We start from the raw sequence: 16,751 nt of genomic DNA on the forward strand, positions 1-16,751 counted from the left end.
TCAATGGCCTGAGGCAGGGACTTTCTCCTTCAGTTGTCTGCGAAGGGCAAACTTCTGGACCTTTCCGGTCGAAGTCCGCGCCAAGGGGCCGAAGACGAATTTCTTGGGCACCTTGAAGCGCGCCAGGAGATCCTTGCAATAGGTGGCAAGGTCCGCTTCGCATAGAACCGCGTTGCCACGGAGTTCGACGAATGCAGCCGGAACCTCTCCCCACTTCTCGTCGGCCATGGCGACGACGGCGGCCGACTGGATTGCCGGATGACGCTGCAGAACTTCCTCTACCTCCAGCGACGAAATGTTCTCGCCCCCAGAGATGATCACGTCCTTTGATCGGTCCTTGATCTTCAGGTAGCCGTCCGGCTGCACCACAGCCAAGTCGCCAGAGTGAAACCAACCACCGGCAAAGGCTTCTTCCGTGGCTGCCGGGTTCTTCAGATAGCCCTTCATCACGATGTTCCCGCGGAACATCACTTCGCCGATGGTCTGGCCGTCGAACGGAGTGGGCTCCATCGTCAGGGGATCGAGTACTGCAACGGCTTCCTGCAGGTGATACCGTACCCCTTGGCGGCTGTTGCGCTCCACGCGGTTGCTCAGCGGCAGGTCGGCCCATTCAGGCTGCTTGGCGCACACGGTTGCTGGGCCATAAGTCTCTGTCAGACCATAAACATGGGTGAGATTGAAGCCGATGTGTTCCATGCGTTCAAATACGGCAGCAGGCGGAGCGGCACCGGCGATCAAACCGTTGACCTTGTGGGTGATCCCAGCTCGGCTCTCCTCGGGTGCGTCGGCCAGCATGGCGTGCACAATCGGAGCCCCGCAGTAGTGGGTCACGCGGTGCGTCCTGATCTGGTCGAAGATGAGTGCCGTGTCAATGCGCCGCAGACAGACGCTGGTTCCAGCGACCGCTGCCAGCGTCCAAGGGAAACACCAGCCGTTGCAGTGAAACATTGGTAGGGTCCACAGGTAGACGCAGTGCGACGGCATCCCCCAGGACAGCACATTGCTGACGGCGTTGAGATAGGCGCCCCGATGGTGGCTGACAACACCCTTGGGGTTGCCCGTGGTGCCTGAGGTGTAGCCCAGCGCAATCGCATCCCATTCATCCTCTGGCAACTGCCAGAGAAATTCGGGATCGCTCTCTACAAGAAGTTGCTCGTACTCCACTCCTTCAAGTGACTTTCGACCGGGGATGGTTGCGGCCGACACGAGGATGACGAAAGGCTTCGGCCCCTTCATGGCAGACAGCGCATGTGAGACCACATCGGCGAACTCGGGATCGGTCAGCAGTACCATCGTCTCGCTGTGATCGAGCATGAAGGCGATGGCTTCGGCATTCAATCGGACATTCATCGCGTTGAGAACGGCGCCAGTCATCGGCACACCAAAATGAGCCTCGTACATGGCGGGCACGTTGGGCAGCATGGTCGATACAGTGTCGCCTCTCCCCACGCCGACGCGGCGCAAGGCGGAGGCCAGGCGGCGGCATCGTTCGTACGTTTGTGTCCAGTTCCACTGGCGGTCGCCGTCAATGAGTGCGAGCTGGTTTGGATAAACTTCGGCGGCACGCTGCAGGAAGCTCAGCGGGGACAGCGCAGCGTGATTTGCTGCAGTCTTGCCGAGGCCCTGTCGGTAGGGGTTGGTTTCTTTCATTGTTTGGTCTCCTCTGTACGTATAGTGGGAACTACCAAGCACTCAGGCGTGCGTCAACGTCAGGAGCGCCATGTAGGCTGGCGCTTTTCCAGGAACGCGTCGATGCCCTCGCCAGCGTCCTCTTCCATCATGTTGCGGGCCATAGCGTCGCTGGCGTATTCGTACGCGTCAGCCAAGGCCATTTGACGTTGCCGATAGAACATCGACTTGCCATAGCGCACCGCAGTCGGACTCTTGGAAAGGATCTGGGAGACCTTCTGCGCGATGGCGGCATCAAGTTGGTCTTCGGGCACTGCCGAGTTGATCAATCCCCAATCCACGGCGGTGGCGGCGTCGATGAAGCGCGCTGTGACCAGCATGTCGAAGCTTCTTTTAGGCGAGACGTTTCGGGACAGCGCTACCGACGGTGTCGCGCAAAATAAGCCAACGTTGATGCCGGAGACCGCAAACTTTGCTGTTTCCGCACCGATGGCTAGGTCGCAGCTGGCGACCAATTGACAGCCTGCCGCCGTGGCGATACCTTGCACACGCGCAATGACTGGCACAGGCAAAGCCTGTAGACCTTGCATCACGCGGCTACATCGGGCGAACAGGGCCCTGTAGTACGCCAGACTTGGCTGCGCACGCATTTCTCGCAAGTCGTGGCCGGCACAGAAGGCCTTGCCGGCGCCGGCCAGAACGACACAGCGCACGGACGGATCCGCTGCGATGGCATCGAACTCGTGTTGCAGCGCATCCAGCATGGCTTCGGAAAGCGCATTGAATTGCAGCGGACGGTTCATGCGCAGGGTGGTCACGCCGTGGCTGTCTTCGCGCACTAGCAATGCCTCTTGGATGGAAGGTGGCGGCATCCCCCCAGCCTCGTCAATCGATGCGTGCATTGACATGGTTCACGCCGTGACCTCATCGGTCACCACGCTCACCTTGGCGGTGATCGAGTTGCCAATGAAGCAGTTCTTGTGCGCGCCGGCATGCAGCCGAGCCAGCGCAACTGCATCGGGGGTTTTGTCACCGCTGAACGTAATCTTGGGCGACAGATCGATGTGGGTGATGGCCATGCCGACGCCCTCGACTTTTTCAAGGTAGCCCACGGCATGGTCTTGATAGGTTTCCACCCGGTACTTCTGAAATTCCGCGATGGCCAGGAAAGTCAGCATGTGGCAGCTCGCCACTGCGCTGACCAGCATCTGCTCGGGATCCGCGCAGACCGGATCGCCTTTGAACTCCACGGAGGCTGAAACGTTGACGGATTGCTCACCTGCGAGCGATGCCACGTGGTTGCGCGAGTAGGTGCGTTCGTCTTGCGGGTGGGGCGACCGCTGCCATTGGATAGCGGCTGAGTGTTGGGACATGAAGGCTCCTCTTTGGTGTCAAGAAAATCGATACTTGCCGGACGCAAAGAACTCACGTCTCAGTCCGGCAAATCGTAGAAGGAGGCGCTCCCTACGTAAAACGATGTTTTTTGAGCCCATGGCTTAGCCGAAGTAAGCCAAAGATCTTGGGTGACTCGGCTTCTACCGGAGTGCTTCTTACTGGCGAGCTCAGTTATGTTTGGCCACTTGTCCCAAACGGCTTTCATTTCGCAGCGAGCGCCTGCATTTCCGAAGCGCCATGGCTAGACGGTCTCGCCGCGCCGGTTGCTCCGCAACGGTGCCATGCATCACGCAGATGCGGCCCTGAAGCGCGCAATGCCCTTTTGCAGGTCGGCGATCAGGTCGACCGGATCCTCCAGGCCGATGTGCAGGCGGATCAGGTGGCCTGGCTCGTTCCAGACGGTGGCTGTGCGGATCTTGCGGGGATCCACCGTCAACGCGAGGCTTTCGAATCCACCCCAGGAGTATCCCAGCGAGAAGAAGGAGAGGCCATCGAGCATGGCCTGCACGGCCTTGAATGGGGCCGCCCTGGTCACGAAGGAGAACAGGCCGCTCGCCCCGGAAAAATCACGTTTCCACAAATTGTGACTGGGGTGCGAGGGCAGGGCTGGATGAAGCACGCGCGCGACTTCTTCTCGACTCTCAAGCCAACGCGCGATTTCAAGTGCGCTCTGCTGGTGCCGCGTCAGACGAACCTCCAGCGTGCGCAGGCCTCGCAGCGCGAGATTAACATCGTCCGGCCCTACGAACATGCCGAACTGGAAGTGAAATGCCTTGAGCTTTTCCCAGGCGCGGGGTCCGGCCGCGACCGTGCCGAGCATGGCGTCGGAATGACCCACGATGTACTTCGTGGCAGCCATCAGAGAAAGATCGACACCGGACGGTATGGCTTTGAAGAACAGGGGGGTAGCCCACGTGTTGTCCATGATGACGAGCGCCGCGTGTCGACGCGCCACTTCGGCGATCGCGGGAATGTCCTGGATCTCGAACGTGTGAGATCCCGGCGACTCGGTGAACACCGCTTTGGTGTTGGAGCGAAACAGGACTTCGATGCCTGCGCCAATCGACGGGTCGTAGTAGGTCGTTTCGATTCCGAATCGCTTGCCAGCGGTCTCACAGAAATGACGCGTGGGCGCGTAGACACTGTCAGGGACCAGGAGGTGGTCCCCGGCACCGGCGACGGCCAGGATCGCAGTGGTGCACGCCCCCAGACCTGAGGGGCAAAGCACCGTGCCCTCGGCGCCTTCCAGCGTCGTGATGGCTTCGGCCAGTGCGGCAGTCGTTGGATTGCCCCACCGACCGTAGCCAAAGCGCTGGGTGCCGCTCTGCATGGTAGCCACGTCAGGAAATACTACCGTCGATCCGCGGTAGCTCGGAGGATTTACGAAGCCGTGATGGTCTTCAGGGTGGATTCCGGCATGCGCGAGTACCGTGCCGGCACCTAGGCCGGAGTCGTCCAAGGTCATTTCAAATCTTTCAGAGGTTGGTTGTGAAATGCGTCGATCAGTTCAGCAAGGACCGACGTCGCGCATAGCTGAAATAGACCGCAAGACCGATGACCAGCCAGACTACAAATGCCACCCACGTCATGGCCTCCAGATATGTCATCAGGGTCACGCAGAAGGCGATTGCCAGCAAGGGCACGGCAGGTACCCAGGGACAGCGAAACCCGCGCTTCAGATCGGGACGCGTGCGGCGCAGGATCATCACGGCGATCGAGACGAGGGTGAACGCGGCCAGGGTGCCGATGTTGATCAACTCGGTCAGCACGCTCAGCGGGACCAGTGCCGCAATCAATCCGATCGTCAGGCCTACCGCCCAGGTGGTGAAAAAAGGAGTCCGATGCTTGACGTGGATCGAGGACAGCTTCAATGGCAGGAGACCATCCCGCGACATGGCGAACACGATGCGGGTCTGTCCATAGAGCATCACAAGGATCACTGTGGTCATTCCCAGAATGGCGCCCAGATCCACGAACCCAGCGACCCAGTTCTCGCCGGCGTGTTGCAAGGCCAAAGAAATGGGATGGTCCACGCCCAGGAACTTCTGATACGGAACGATGCCGGTCATAACCGCCGATACAACGACGTAAAGGACTGCGCATACGAACAGCGATCCGATGATGCCGACGGGCAGATCCCTCTCGGGACGTTTGACTTCCTCCGCCGCAGACGTGACCGCATCGAAGCCGATGAAAGCGAAGAAGACCAGCGCTGCAGCGCTGAGAACTCCCTGATGGCCGAACGGCATGAACGGCTGCCAGTTCTCGGGTCGCACATGACGCGCGCCAACCGCGATAAAGAGCAATACCACGCCGACCTTGATAGCAACCATCACGTTATTGATGCGGGCAGACTCCCGCATGCCGAGCGAGAGCATGGTTGTGAGCACCAGCACGATGAGCAGCGCGGGGAGGTTGAACCAAGTCTTCACGCCAGGCAAGGCGCCTGGGGCGGCTGTCAGTACGGTGGGCAGACTCGAGTCAAAGCCGGAGATCAATGACTGGAAGTATCCCGCCCAACCGACTGCGACGGCGGCAGCGGCCAGGCCGTATTCGAGCATCAGGTCCCAGCCGATCATCCAGGCCACCAGTTCTCCCAGCGTGGCATAACTGTATGTGTAGATCGATCCCGCGATCGGAACGGTCGAGGCAAACTCGGCGTAGCAAAGTGCGGCGAAACAGCAGGCCAGTGCCGCTATCACGAAAGAGATCGTGAGTGCAGGGCCGGCGGTGAGCGCACCCGTGCCGGTCAGAACGAAGATGCCGGTACCGACAATGGCTCCGATGCCCATCAAGACCAGATCGAAAGGGCCCAGGACCTTCTCGAGGCCCCCTGGAGCACGACTGGCTGCAACCATTGCATCCAGGTTTTTTGTTCTAAACATGCTCATGCGCGTCTCCGTTTTCTTATGAGAGTTGAGTGGCCGGTGCGAACCGTAAGGACCTCTTTGGCCGAACTTTGCTGATGGCTGGCGTTGGCGCGAAGATGCAAATCGCTGACCTCGGTAGTCGATAAGTATCATTGCCGGCGCGAAAAATAGGATTAACGTAGTTAGCCAATATCAGGGAGTCAAGGAAATATAATTAGTCAATTGGCCTTGTTTTTGTTGATCTGGAGAGCTTCTATGGAGCTAGACGAAATCGATCGCGCCATCCTGCAGATCCTGCAGACGGATGGCAGGTTGGCCAACGCGGAGATCGCGGGTCGGGTTTCGCTATCGCCACCTGCATGCTGGAAACGGCTGAAGCGATTGGAGGAGCACGTCATCCTTGGCTACCATGCCGCGCTCAATCCGCAGGCGCTGGGGTTGGGGTTGTTTGCATTCATCAGCATCTCGCTCGACAGCCACTCGGAGAAGGCGATGCGAACCTTTGAGGCGGGAGTGATGGCCTTGCCCAGCGTCGTTGCCTGCCACAACGTGTCCGGCAAATACGACTACCTTCTGCAGGTTGTTGTCAGGGACATGGAGGCGTTCCATGAGCTGGCGATGCACCGCATTCGCACGCTCGGCAACATCAAGGAGATGTACACCGGGTTTTCGCTCAGGGAAATTAAACGCTCAGCAAGTCTGCCCGTGTAGTGCGAACCCGCTTTCTGCGGTGAAGGGAGATGTTGAACACCAGGTGCCAGTTGACCCCCTTTGAGCATTGTTTCGCCATCGCGCCAACCAGCGCCGCTTCCCGCGTCGAGATCTGAGGTCCCGTCGCCGGTGCCTACGACCACGTGTCAGAGATCGCGTTCGGGATCCTGAGCTGGGTGAGTAGCTGGACCGTTCTTGACTTGCGGAATTCAGAGATGGTTAAGGCTCTTCGAGTAACTTTGCTAGCTTTGCTTGGCGAGAATGACGAAAGTGCTCGCGGGGGCGGCAGTGAGTGCAGCTGTCTTCCTGGTGCTCTCAGTATGGAAGGCTCGCCTCCGGCGATGGATCGCGATCATTGTCCTATTGCTTGTTCTGGCCTGGGCTGCAATGGCCAAGGGAGTCCAGCTCTCTACGACATGCCGTGTCAGTAGGCGACATTTGATGGTCGGCCTTCTAGTTTAACTAAGCTAGGTTCATTTGATCGACCAGTATGGATGGCGATCTCACGTTGGCGCGGCCGACGTGGAGGGCCGCGGTTCCATTGGGGCCCCGGCGTCTCAGGGCGCCGGGCGGGCGGCCGCGCTCAGGCGCGGCGCAGTTTCATGCTGAAGCGGAACTTGTCTGCCGGATAGAGGTTGACCGACAACTCCGCGATCTTGCCTGCTGTCGTCAGGTAAGTTCGCGTCACCTCGACGACGCTCGAATCCGGTTCGACCTTCAAGCCTTCGGCGAGCGCTGCTGGCACCACGCGCACGCGCAGCGTCTGCTCCACTTCGACCAATCGCTCGCCGTACATGTCTTCGATGAGCCGCCAGATGGGCCCGCGCTGACGGTTCATCATGCGTTCGACGCCAGCGAATTCGGCAGCGACGAAGACCTCGGTCCAACAGATAGGGGGCGTGGCAGGTTCGTCGCCCAGGCGAAAGCCCTCCAGTCGCAGCCAGCGCTGCTTCGGCGGCAGCTCGAGCGCCTCGGCGGCCACGTCCTCGCTGGTGACGACATTGGTGCGCTCGACCACGTAGCGGCTCGCGGCGGCGTAGGCAATCAACTCGTCGATGGAGGCGACGCGGTGCACGTTGAAGGGCGTGCTCGGCTGCGGCGGCATCACCGTCGTGCCGGAGCCCTGGCGTGAAGCGACCAGGCCATCGGTGCGCAGTTGGCGCAAGGCCTCGCGCACCGTGTGCCGGCTGACTGAGAAGCGCTCTGACAGCTCGCCCTCGGTTGGCAACTGCGAACCCACCGGGAAAAGGCCGCGCATGATGTCCGCCCGCAGCGACTGCACGACTTGTCGGTACAAGGGCTCGCCGGCAGCCGGAGAGAGCGCCGGCAGGACGCGCGCACGTGCGCGCTTGCGTGCGGGCATCGCTTTCGATGCGGGGGCTTGGACCTTCTTTGCAGTTCTGGGCATGCGAACGATTCTGCATCACGTGCAGTTGTCCGTACCCGCAGCCCGCGCCAGGCCCTCGGGCTTTTGAAAAGCGACTCAGTCCTCGATGCCGTGGCCACGCTTGGGCACCAGCACGGTCCGCTCGAAGCTGATGACCTCGGTGCCGTCTGCCTTTATTCCGATGGTCTTGACGGTCACGATCCCCTGCGTAGGCCGGCTGGCCGACTCGCGCTTGTTGAGCACGCGCGACTCCGCATACAGCGTGTCGCCGCAAAACACCGGGCTCACCAGCTTGATGTCGTTCCAGCCCAGGTTGCCGATCGCCTTCTGGCTCACGTCGCTCACACTCATGCCGACCACGATGGACAGGGTCAGGCAGCTGTTCACCAGCGCCTGGCCGAACTCCGACTTGGCGGCATAGGCGTTGTCGAAGTGCAGCGGGTGCGTATTCATCGTCATCAGCGTAAACGCGATGTTGTCGTTCTCGGTGACGGTGCGGCCGGGGCGATGCTCGTAGACGTGGCCGATCTCGAAATCCTCGAAGTAGCGCCCGAAGCTCTCCCGGAAGCGGCCAGGGGAGATTTCGACGACGGTGCGGGTCATGGCGTGGGTTCTTTCACAAGTGCGTGGTGTTCGTCGAGCCGCGGCGACGCCAGACAGGGCGTGGACGGCTCGTGGAGAAAGCGGATCGGACTGGCGATGTGCCGACGGCCTTCCGCGTCTAGCAGCACCATGCCCCGGGCGACAACCTGCGGGTCCTGGAAGGCCTCGGGCAGGCTGTTGATGGCGCCGAAGCACACGTCGAGCTTGCCGAGCCGCTCCTCCCACTCCGCGCGCGTGGCCTGCAGAAAAGTGTGCGCCAGGAAGTCGACCACGGGCCGCTGATGCAGGCCCGGCCCACGCAGGCACAACGGGGCCAGATCGGGCCGGTCGAGCGCGCCGAGCAGCGCATGGATGAACTTCGGCTCCTGGCCGGCCAGCGCGATACGCCCGCCATCGCGCGTGCGATAGATCCGGTAGAAGGCGCTGCCGCCGGTGGTGCGCTCATGCTTCGGATTGGGCTGGCGGCCCTCGGCAAAGGTCGGTCCGGTCACGTTTCGAAGCGCGCCGACCATGCAGTCCAGCATCGAGATGTCGATGCAGTCGCCCCGCTTCGTCGTCTGGCGGCGCAGCAGGGCCATCAGCACGCCGTTGAGGCCCTGCAGACCGCTCAACAGGTCGGCCACCGGGATGCCGGGTATGGCAGGACTGTCATCGTCGCCGAGCGTGAGGCTCAACGTGCCGCTGAGGGCTTCCACGGCGAGGTCGTGCGCCGGCCGGTCGCGGTAGGGGCCGGCCTGGCCGAACGCGCTGATCGAGCAGTACACGATGCCCGGGTTGCGCGCTGACACGGCTGCGTAGTCCACCCCGAGGCGCTTGGCCACGTCGGGACGAAACGACTCGACGAAAACATCGGCCGTGGTGGCCAGGTCGAGCAGGGCCGCCCTGTCCGCGTCGTTCTTCAGGTCGAGCATGACGCTCTTCTTGCCGCGGTTGAGGTTGCGGAAGAACACCGTGTGCGGCCCGTCGGCAACGCCGATGTGGCGTCCGGGATCGCCTTGGCCGGGTTGCTCAATCTTGACGACCTCGGCGCCATGATCGGCCATCGCGAGGGTGAGGTAGGGGCCCGGCAGGAAGTTGGACAGATCGAGGACGCGGATTCCCGTGAGCTTCATGGCGCGCTTCCCTCGATTGTCATGGCCGAAAGGATTTCCTCCGTATCGGCGCCCAGCGCGGAGCAGGCCCGCAAGGAGGGGCGCTGCCCGTTGAACTTGAGCGGGTTCGCGAGCACCCGGAGCTGGGGTTTGGCCGGATGCTCCACTTGTGCCAGCATGCCGCTTTCGCGGACGAAGTCGCTCTCCAGCGCCTCGGCCAGACCGCGCACGGGGGCGACCGGAAGCACGCCCTCGAGCCTGGACAGCCAGTAGCGGGTCGGCTGGCCGGCGAACTCCGCGTCCAGCAGGGCGCTCAGTTGCGCGCGGTTCCTGTGACGTGCGTCGGTGGTCTCGAATTCCCGCAGCGCGCGCAGGTCCTCGCGCCCGATCGCCCTCAGCAGCGCCTCCCAGAACTTCTGGGTCATGCACATGATGAAGATCCAGCCGTCGGCCGTGGGAAAGGTCTGCACCGGCGAGACGGATTGGTGCCCACTGCGCTCCTGGCGTTGCGACACGTGCCCTTCGTTGAGGTACCACGTGGCCGCATAGCCCAGCTGGTGCAGGGTGACGTCGAACAGGCAGGTGTCGACGTCGCAGCCTTCGCCGGTTTCGCGTGCGCGCAGCAAGGCGGCCAGCAAACCGATGATCGACGTGATCCCCGTCATGTGGTCGACGATGGAGGGCGCGCCGATGCGCGCGGGCGGCGTGTCCGGCTCGCCCGTCAGGTGCATGAGCCCGCTCTCGGCCTGCATGAGGTAGTCGTAGCCCGGCCACGACGCGCGACTCGTGGCGCGGCCGTAGGCCGAGATGTGCACGCAGACCAGCGCCGGATTCAGATCCGAGAGCGCGGCGTGGTCCAGTCGCAGTTTCGCGGGCTGGTCGCCGCGCAGGTTGTTCAGCACGACGTCGGCGTCGCGCGCCAAAGCTTCGAATGCCGCGCGGCCCTCGGTCGACTTGAGGTCCAGCGTGACGCTGCGCTTGTTGAGGTTCCAGCCCTGGAAGTACTGGCTGTCGTCCGGGCCGAGCAGATGGGGTCCGGTGCGCCGCGAGGGGTCGCCCTGGCTCGCGGGGTTCTCGACCTTGATGACGTCGGCGCCAAGGTTTGCGAGGAACATGGTGCCGTAGGGGCCGGCGCCGAACTGTTCGACCGCCAGGACCCGCACCCCCTGCAGCGGAAGGTGTGCTGGCCGCGGTGCGCCGCGGGCCCGCATCGCGTCGTGCGGCGCGCTCATTCGGCCGGGTTCCGCTTGATCCACTGTTTCGCGATGATGATGCGTTGCATCTCGTTGGTGCCCTCGCCGATGCAGGTGAGGGGTGCGTCACGGTAGAGCCGTTCGATGTCGTATTCCTTCGAATAGCCGTAGGCGCCATGGATGCGCATCGACTCGGTGCTGTTTTCCAGCGCGGCTTCCGAGGCGAAGTACTTCGCCATCCCGGCCTCCATGTCGCAGCGCTCGCCGCGGTCGAAGATGGCCGCCGCATCCAGCGTCAGCAGGCGCGCGGCGCGTGCGCGGGTCGCCATCTCGCCGAGCTTCAGCGCAATGGCCTGGTGTTCGGCGATCGGCTTGCCGAAGGTGTGGCGTATCTGCGCGTATTGCGTCGCGAGGCGCAGCGCGCCTTCTGCGAGGCCCACGCCGCGCGAGGCGACGTTGATGCGCCCGAGCTCGAGGCCGCCGGTGGCCTGGTAGAAGCCCTGGCCTTCCTCACCGCCTATCAGGTGGTCGGCGCCGAGCACGTAGTTGTCGGCGATCAGCTCGCCGGAATCGATCGCCTTGTAGCCCAGCTTCTCCAGCCTGCGACCACTTGTGAAGCCCTTGCCCTTGGGGGCGATGAAAAGACTCATGCCTTTGTGGCGGGGTTGTGCCCCGGGGTCAGTCTTCACAAGCAACGCGAAACAGCTGCCTTCCACCGCGTTGGTGATCCAGGTCTTGGCACCGTTGATGACGTAGCGGCCGCCCTCGCGGCGGGCTGTCATGCGAATGCCCTGCAGATCGGTGCCCGCGTCGGGCTCGGTCAGCGCGAGGCCCCCTCGCACCTCGCCCGAGGCGAGCTTCGGCAGCCACTCGTCTTTCTGAGCCGCTGTTCCAAACTTCTCGATCGCCAGCGCGAGCATGAGGTGCGAATTGAAGATGCCGGTGATCGACATCCAGACCGAAGAGATGCGCATCACGATCTTGGCGTACGTGCTCGCCGGCAGGCCCAGCCCGCCGTATGCGGTGCTGACGGTCGCGCCGAACAGGCCCAGTTCCTTCATCTCTTCAACGATCTGGGCCGGATAGCGGTCAGCATGGTCGAACTCGCGGACCACTTCCGGCTTGAGCGAACGCTCGATCCAGCGGTCGATGGCGGTGATGAAGGCTGCTTCGTCTTCGGCCGAGATGGTGCGTTGGTGTTGCGTGATTGTCATTCGAGGCCTCTTAGATGTACGTACAACTATAAAGAATGAAGAATGAGCTTGTCAACACACAATGTTGTTCTGTCTCGCGCTCGCCAAAGTCGGATTGCCAACGAAGAAGCGATGCGAGATTTAGGTGTTAACCCGGGCCTTTTGCACGTGCTGATCTGTTAGATTATGTTGTCCGTACAAATAGTGCGATGCAGCATGAGAAGCTTCGTGCCAGTCGAAAGGAGTTCGTTCGTGACAACACTTGCAGATGCGCCTTCCAAGGCGTCGGAACTTGTCTTCTCGATGCGCAACCTGCCCCTGCTCGAGGGCGGCGCGACCATGGAGCTGCTCGGCCTGGCGCCGATGCTCTGGGCGCACTCGAAGGTCTATTCGAGCGGCGGCGAGAACGCGCTTCATAGCCATGACATCGAGGACCACGTCTTCCTGGTGCTTCAGGGCGAGGCAAGCTTCTCCTTCGGAGATGGCAGCACGTCCTCGGTGCGGGCCTTCGAAGGCGTAATGGTGCCGCGCGGCACCCAGTACCGCTTCCACGCGAACGAGGCGGGCGGCAACCTTGTGATGTTCAGGGTCGGCGCGGGGCCGGTAAAAGATTCCACCGATCTCGATCCGAGGTTCTCGATCCCGCGCGAGGCGTTGAAGAGCCGCAAGGACCCTGGCGGTCAGTACGCGGCAGGCGACGCCAAGGCGAACGGCGTCGCTGCACAACCGACGGTGTTCAAGGCGGGCGCGTTCTTCGCTCCCGACTGAGACCTGCACACAACTGGAGACAAGACAATGGACCGTCGCACCTTCTTGCAGGCAACGGGGCTCGCCCTCGTCGCACCTTCGGCCGGGCTGAGCTTCGCGCAGGCCTTTCCTTCGCGCCCGATCACGCTCGTCGTCCCGTATGCCGCCGGTGGCAACGCCGATCTCACGGCGCGCCTCTTCGCGGATGCGCTGTCCAGGACGATCGGGCAGTCGGTCGTGGTGGACAACAAGGGCGGCGGCGGCGGCGCCGTCGGGGCGACGCACGTGGTCGGCTCGCGCGCGGATGGTCACACGCTGCTGTTTTCTGCGCCCAGCGTCTTCTCTGTCACGCCGCACCTGGTGAAGGTGGGCTATACCTTGTCCAACGTCAGGCCCGTGTGCCTCGTGAGCAAGACGCCGCTCGTGCTGGTAGTGAAGAAGGGCAGCCGGTTCAAGTCACTCGCCGATGTGGTTCAACTCGCCAAGGGGAGTCCGGGCGCGGTGTCGATGGGCTACAGCGGTCTCGGAACGCCGAACCACCTGGCCATGCTGGACCTCGAAATGGTTGCCGGCCTGAGCTTTAACGGCATCGCCTACAAGGGCTCCGGCCCGATGCTCCAGGACATGCTCGCCGGTCAGATCGAAGTCGCCGCGGACCAGGTCTCGACCTCCAAGCCGTACATCGAATCCGGTGATCTGATCCCGCTGGCGGTGTTCGGCGCACCGCTCGAACAACTTCCGGGCGTGCCATCCATCTCCACCCTGGGCAAGGAGCCGTTCGACGTCACCACCTACCTCGGCATCGCGGCGCCCAGCGGCACGTCCGACGCGGTGGTGGCGACGCTCCAGAGCGCGGCCAGTGCGGCCGTCGAAGACGCACGCTTTAAGGCGGGAATGCTCAAGGTCGGTTCGTCCGTTTTCTGGGGGACGGCGCAGGTCTACGAACGCACGATGCGCGCAGAGAACGACTTCATGCAGAAGATGGTGGCGGACGGGCGCATCAAGGCAGGCTAGTTGGAGGAGGGCGCGTTTCGCATGGCTTCATCGCATGGGCAGGAGCGGTTCCAGGTCGATCCCGCGGCGGATGCCTTTCCGCACCCGCCGCGCCGCTACCGCCTCCCCGAAGGCGCCGTCGACACGCATGCGCATGTGATCGGCAGCGCATACATCGACGAGCGCAGCTATACGCCGCGGCCTGCACCTGAAAGTGCCTACCTGCGGATGCTCGAGGCGACCGGGCTGGCCCGAGGCGTTCTCGTGCAGGTCAGCGTGCATGGCACCGACAACAGCCTGATGCTGCGAACGTTGCAGGCGCATCGCGAGCGCTTGCGCGGTATCGCCGTCATCCGCCCGGACCTGCCGGACGCCGAACTGCACCGCCTTCAGGAGGCCGGCGTCGCCGGGCTGCGGCTGAACACGACCACAGGCGGCGGCGTGGGCATTGCCGATCTCGGGCGCTACGAGGCCCTGTGCGCCGAGCTCGGCTGGCACCTGCAGTTCCTCGTCGAGCCCGGCCAATTGATGTCCCTCGCCGCGAAGATGGCCAGGCTGCGTGTGCCGGCCGTCTTCGACCACATGGGTTATGTGAATGCGGGTCCGGGCATGGAGGAGGGCGCCCGCGCCTTGCTGCAAATGGTGCGCGACGGTGCATGGGTCAAGCTCTCTGGAGGCTTCAGGTTGTCGCGCGCGGGGCCGCCCTACGCGGACACGGTCCCCCTCGCTCAGGCGCTGGCCGAAGCCGCGCCTGAGCGCTGCGTCTGGGGCTCGGATTGGCCGCACGTCAGCTTCCGCGGGACGATGCCGAACACGGGCGATCTGCTCGATCTGTTGGCCGACTGGGTGCCCGACCCGCGCGCGCGCGAGGCGGTGTTGGTGCACAACCCGCAGCGTCTCTACGGGTTCAAGGATTGAGGGCGCGGCGCCGAGCGCGCCAGCTCCAATTACGCGCCCGCGCGGGCAAGCACGGCGCGCGCGCGGTCCATCACGGGCTTGTCGATCAACCTGCCTTCGTAGGTCAGCGCACCGGCCGAGGTCGCGGCCGCCGCAGCCAGGACGCCCCGTGCCCACGCGATCGTCTGCGAATCGGGTTCGAAGGCTTGCCGGATCGGCGCGACCTGCGAGGGGTGAATGCAGAGCTTGGCGCCAAAGCCGAGACGCCGCGCGCGCGTTGCGTCCTGACTGGCCTGCGCCGCATCCTTGACCGCGAGCGTGACGCCGTCGACCGGCGCACCGATCTGAGCGAGGCGCGAGGCAAGCACCAGCTGCGAGCGTGCGAAGAGCAGCTCGTCGCCGTCGCCCTCGATCCCGAGATCCTGCTGGAAATCGATCGATCCGAATGCGAGCCTGAGCACGCTGCGGCATTCGGCGAGGCGCGAGGCATTGGCCAGCCCGCGCGCGGTCTCGATCAGGGGAATGAGATGCACGGTGCCCTTTGCTGCAGCGGCGGCCGCAGCCAGCGCCTCGGGGCCTTCGGCCTTCGGAAGCATCACGCATGCGACGCCCGGGAGCGAGAGGAGGCGAAGGTCTTCCTGGAACCACGGTGTGTCGATGCCGTTGATGCGGACGCAGGCCCTGCGCGCAGAGTCGCCAAGCGTCTCGGCCACGCAAGAACGTGCGACAGCCTTATGGTCCGCTGCAATCGCATCTTCGAGGTCGAGCACCACGGTGTCCGCGCCGCTCGCCCACGCTTTGTCGAAGCGCTCCGGCCTGTCGCCGGGAACGAAGAGATAGGTGGTTGAAAGTCTTTCTGCCAGCACGAATTGCCTTCGACAAGTTGTACGTATAAAAAAAGAAAGCCACGGGTTCACACTATGGTTTGCCCTATGAATTTGCAAACGGTGCTTGACCAGTGCACGCCATGAAGTTTAACATAGTTGTGCGTACAACTTCTGGGTAGACACGGAGCCAAAGACCCCATGTGCAAGCTTTTCCGCGCCTTCCTTCTGGGCTTTCTTGTGATCGCCGCGTGGCCGGTGCAGGCCGACACCTACCCCTCGAAGCCCGTGAAGATCATCGTGGCCTTCGGTCCGGGCAGCGGCGGCGACATCCTCGCGCGGCTGATCGGCCAGTACCTTCAGCCCGAACTCAACACGCCGGTTGTCATCGAGAACAAGGTCGGCGCGCTGGGCCAGATCGCCACGATGGCGCTCGCAAAGGCGCCCCCCGACGGCTATACGCTGGGCATGGGGAGCTCTTCCACGCACTCGACGAGCTTCTTCCTCACCAAGAACCTGCCTTACGACCCGATCAAGGACTTCACCGCCGTCGGCGGCCTCAACACGTACACCTTCGTGCTGCTGGTGAATGCGAACTCGCCGGCGAAGACGCCTGCAGAACTGGTCGCGCACGTGCGCAGGAAAGGCTCGGCGTTCTACGGCTATGGGAACGCGTCTGGGCGGGTAGGTGCCGCGCATTTCAAGCGCCTGGCCCAGCTCGATGCCACGGAAGTTTCGTACAAGAGCTCTCCCGATGCGGTGACCGACCTGGCGGCCGGGCGGGTCGACTTCATGTTCACCGACTGGGGCTCCGCGCGCTCCTTCGTGGAAGGTGGGCGAGTGCGTGCCATTGGGGTGATGGCGGACGAGCGTTCGCCGGTGCTGCCTGAACTCGCTGCCGTGGGCGAGGCATTCCCTGGCTTCAACTTTTCCAACTGGGGCGGCCTGCTCGCCCCGGCCGGTACACCGACCGATGTCGTGAACAAGCTCAACGCCGCATTGACCAGGGTCCTTGCCAATACGGAAGTCGGCCAACGCATGGCTGCGATGGGCCTGGAGGTTCGGCCCAGCAGCCCGAAGGAACTGTCCGAGCTCGTCGCCGCGCAACAGCGCGCGTGGGGCGCCGCCGTGCAAGGCGCGGGCATCAAGCCGGAGTGATTCGTGAGCGAGCGATTCGCGCCGGTCGGGCGCGCCTTCGCCCCGAAGCAACAACTTGCA

16 protein-coding genes are annotated in these 16,751 nt (G+C 63.2%); 5 read left to right on the forward strand and 11 right to left on the reverse strand.

Annotated features, from left to right (window positions below):
- The 5 genes from ACSFCA_RS34310 to ACSFCA_RS34330 form a co-directional block, all read right to left on the reverse strand.
- A complete protein-coding gene (locus ACSFCA_RS34310; RefSeq protein ID WP_435462652.1) occupies positions 1–1,650 on the reverse strand; it encodes an acyl-CoA synthetase in 1,650 nt (549 codons plus the stop codon).
- A gap of 59 nt (positions 1,651–1,709) precedes the next feature.
- A complete protein-coding gene (locus ACSFCA_RS34315) occupies positions 1,710–2,501 on the reverse strand; it encodes an enoyl-CoA hydratase (RefSeq protein WP_435462699.1) in 792 nt (263 codons plus the stop codon).
- A 39-nt stretch (positions 2,502–2,540) separates the two neighbouring features.
- The gene (locus tag ACSFCA_RS34320; protein WP_435462653.1) at positions 2,541–3,002 is read right to left on the reverse strand and encodes an OsmC family protein; all 462 of its coding nucleotides are present in this window, start codon (positions 3,000–3,002) and stop codon (positions 2,541–2,543) included.
- 308 nt (positions 3,003–3,310) lie between these two features.
- Positions 3,311–4,489 carry a cystathionine beta-lyase gene (metC, locus tag ACSFCA_RS34325; RefSeq protein WP_435462654.1) on the reverse strand — a complete coding sequence of 393 codons (1,179 nt, stop codon included), beginning with the start codon at positions 4,487–4,489 and terminating at the stop codon, positions 3,311–3,313.
- A gap of 37 nt (positions 4,490–4,526) precedes the next feature.
- Positions 4,527–5,915 carry a branched-chain amino acid transporter BcaP gene (locus ACSFCA_RS34330; protein WP_435462655.1) on the reverse strand — a complete coding sequence of 463 codons (1,389 nt, stop codon included), beginning with the start codon at positions 5,913–5,915 and terminating at the stop codon, positions 4,527–4,529.
- Between the two features lie 234 nt (positions 5,916–6,149).
- Here ACSFCA_RS34330 and ACSFCA_RS34335 point away from each other — a divergent pair, with 234 nt between their 5' ends.
- The gene (locus tag ACSFCA_RS34335; protein ID WP_435462656.1) at positions 6,150–6,605 is read left to right on the forward strand and encodes an Lrp/AsnC family transcriptional regulator; all 456 of its coding nucleotides are present in this window, start codon (positions 6,150–6,152) and stop codon (positions 6,603–6,605) included.
- A 583-nt stretch (positions 6,606–7,188) separates the two neighbouring features.
- Here the strand turns inward: ACSFCA_RS34335 and ACSFCA_RS34340 are convergent.
- The 5 genes from ACSFCA_RS34340 to ACSFCA_RS34360 form a co-directional block, all read right to left on the reverse strand.
- Positions 7,189–7,968: a GntR family transcriptional regulator gene (locus ACSFCA_RS34340; protein WP_435477475.1), complete on the reverse strand. Its 780-nt coding sequence runs from the start codon at positions 7,966–7,968 to the stop codon at positions 7,189–7,191.
- 120 nt (positions 7,969–8,088) lie between these two features.
- Positions 8,089–8,595, reverse strand: a complete 507-nt coding sequence (locus ACSFCA_RS34345; RefSeq protein ID WP_435462658.1) for a MaoC family dehydratase — start codon at positions 8,593–8,595, stop codon at positions 8,089–8,091.
- Positions 8,592–9,707 carry a CaiB/BaiF CoA transferase family protein gene (locus ACSFCA_RS34350; RefSeq protein ID WP_435462659.1) on the reverse strand — a complete coding sequence of 372 codons (1,116 nt, stop codon included), beginning with the start codon at positions 9,705–9,707 and terminating at the stop codon, positions 8,592–8,594. The genes ACSFCA_RS34345 and ACSFCA_RS34350 overlap by 4 nt, the downstream gene beginning before the upstream one ends.
- Entirely contained in the window at positions 9,704–10,918 is a 1,215-nt protein-coding gene (locus ACSFCA_RS34355; RefSeq protein ID WP_435462660.1) for a CaiB/BaiF CoA transferase family protein, read from the reverse strand. Before ACSFCA_RS34355 ends, ACSFCA_RS34350 begins: the two co-directional genes overlap by 4 nt.
- Positions 10,915–12,093 carry an acyl-CoA dehydrogenase family protein gene (locus ACSFCA_RS34360; protein ID WP_435462661.1) on the reverse strand — a complete coding sequence of 393 codons (1,179 nt, stop codon included), beginning with the start codon at positions 12,091–12,093 and terminating at the stop codon, positions 10,915–10,917. The genes ACSFCA_RS34355 and ACSFCA_RS34360 overlap by 4 nt, the downstream gene beginning before the upstream one ends.
- Before the next feature lie 282 nt (positions 12,094–12,375).
- On the opposite strand from ACSFCA_RS34360, the gene ACSFCA_RS34365 reads away from it, so the two are divergent.
- From ACSFCA_RS34365 to ACSFCA_RS34375, 3 genes are read left to right on the forward strand one after another with little or no spacing between them, the layout of a single operon-like run.
- Positions 12,376–12,840 (forward strand): cupin domain-containing protein, encoded by a 465-nt coding sequence (locus tag ACSFCA_RS34365; RefSeq protein WP_435477476.1) that lies wholly within the window; start codon positions 12,376–12,378, stop codon positions 12,838–12,840.
- Positions 12,841–12,867: 27 nt separating this feature from the next.
- Positions 12,868–13,833 carry a Bug family tripartite tricarboxylate transporter substrate binding protein gene (locus tag ACSFCA_RS34370; protein ID WP_435462663.1) on the forward strand — a complete coding sequence of 322 codons (966 nt, stop codon included), beginning with the start codon at positions 12,868–12,870 and terminating at the stop codon, positions 13,831–13,833.
- A gap of 21 nt (positions 13,834–13,854) precedes the next feature.
- Positions 13,855–14,730 carry an amidohydrolase family protein gene (locus ACSFCA_RS34375; RefSeq protein ID WP_435462664.1) on the forward strand — a complete coding sequence of 292 codons (876 nt, stop codon included), beginning with the start codon at positions 13,855–13,857 and terminating at the stop codon, positions 14,728–14,730.
- Between the two features lie 29 nt (positions 14,731–14,759).
- Here ACSFCA_RS34375 and ACSFCA_RS34380 read toward each other — a convergent pair whose 3' ends face one another.
- Complete coding sequence (locus ACSFCA_RS34380; protein WP_435462665.1) at positions 14,760–15,626, reverse strand: HpcH/HpaI aldolase/citrate lyase family protein; 867 nt, start codon at positions 15,624–15,626, stop codon at positions 14,760–14,762.
- A 108-nt stretch (positions 15,627–15,734) separates the two neighbouring features.
- Here ACSFCA_RS34380 and ACSFCA_RS34385 point away from each other — a divergent pair, with 108 nt between their 5' ends.
- Positions 15,735–16,691 (forward strand): Bug family tripartite tricarboxylate transporter substrate binding protein, encoded by a 957-nt coding sequence (locus tag ACSFCA_RS34385; RefSeq protein WP_435462666.1) that lies wholly within the window; start codon positions 15,735–15,737, stop codon positions 16,689–16,691.
- Positions 16,692–16,751 lie beyond the last annotated feature (60 nt).

Source organism: Variovorax multivorans (genome assembly GCF_051216835.1).
Classification (GTDB): Bacteria; Pseudomonadota; Gammaproteobacteria; order Burkholderiales; family Burkholderiaceae_C; genus Variovorax.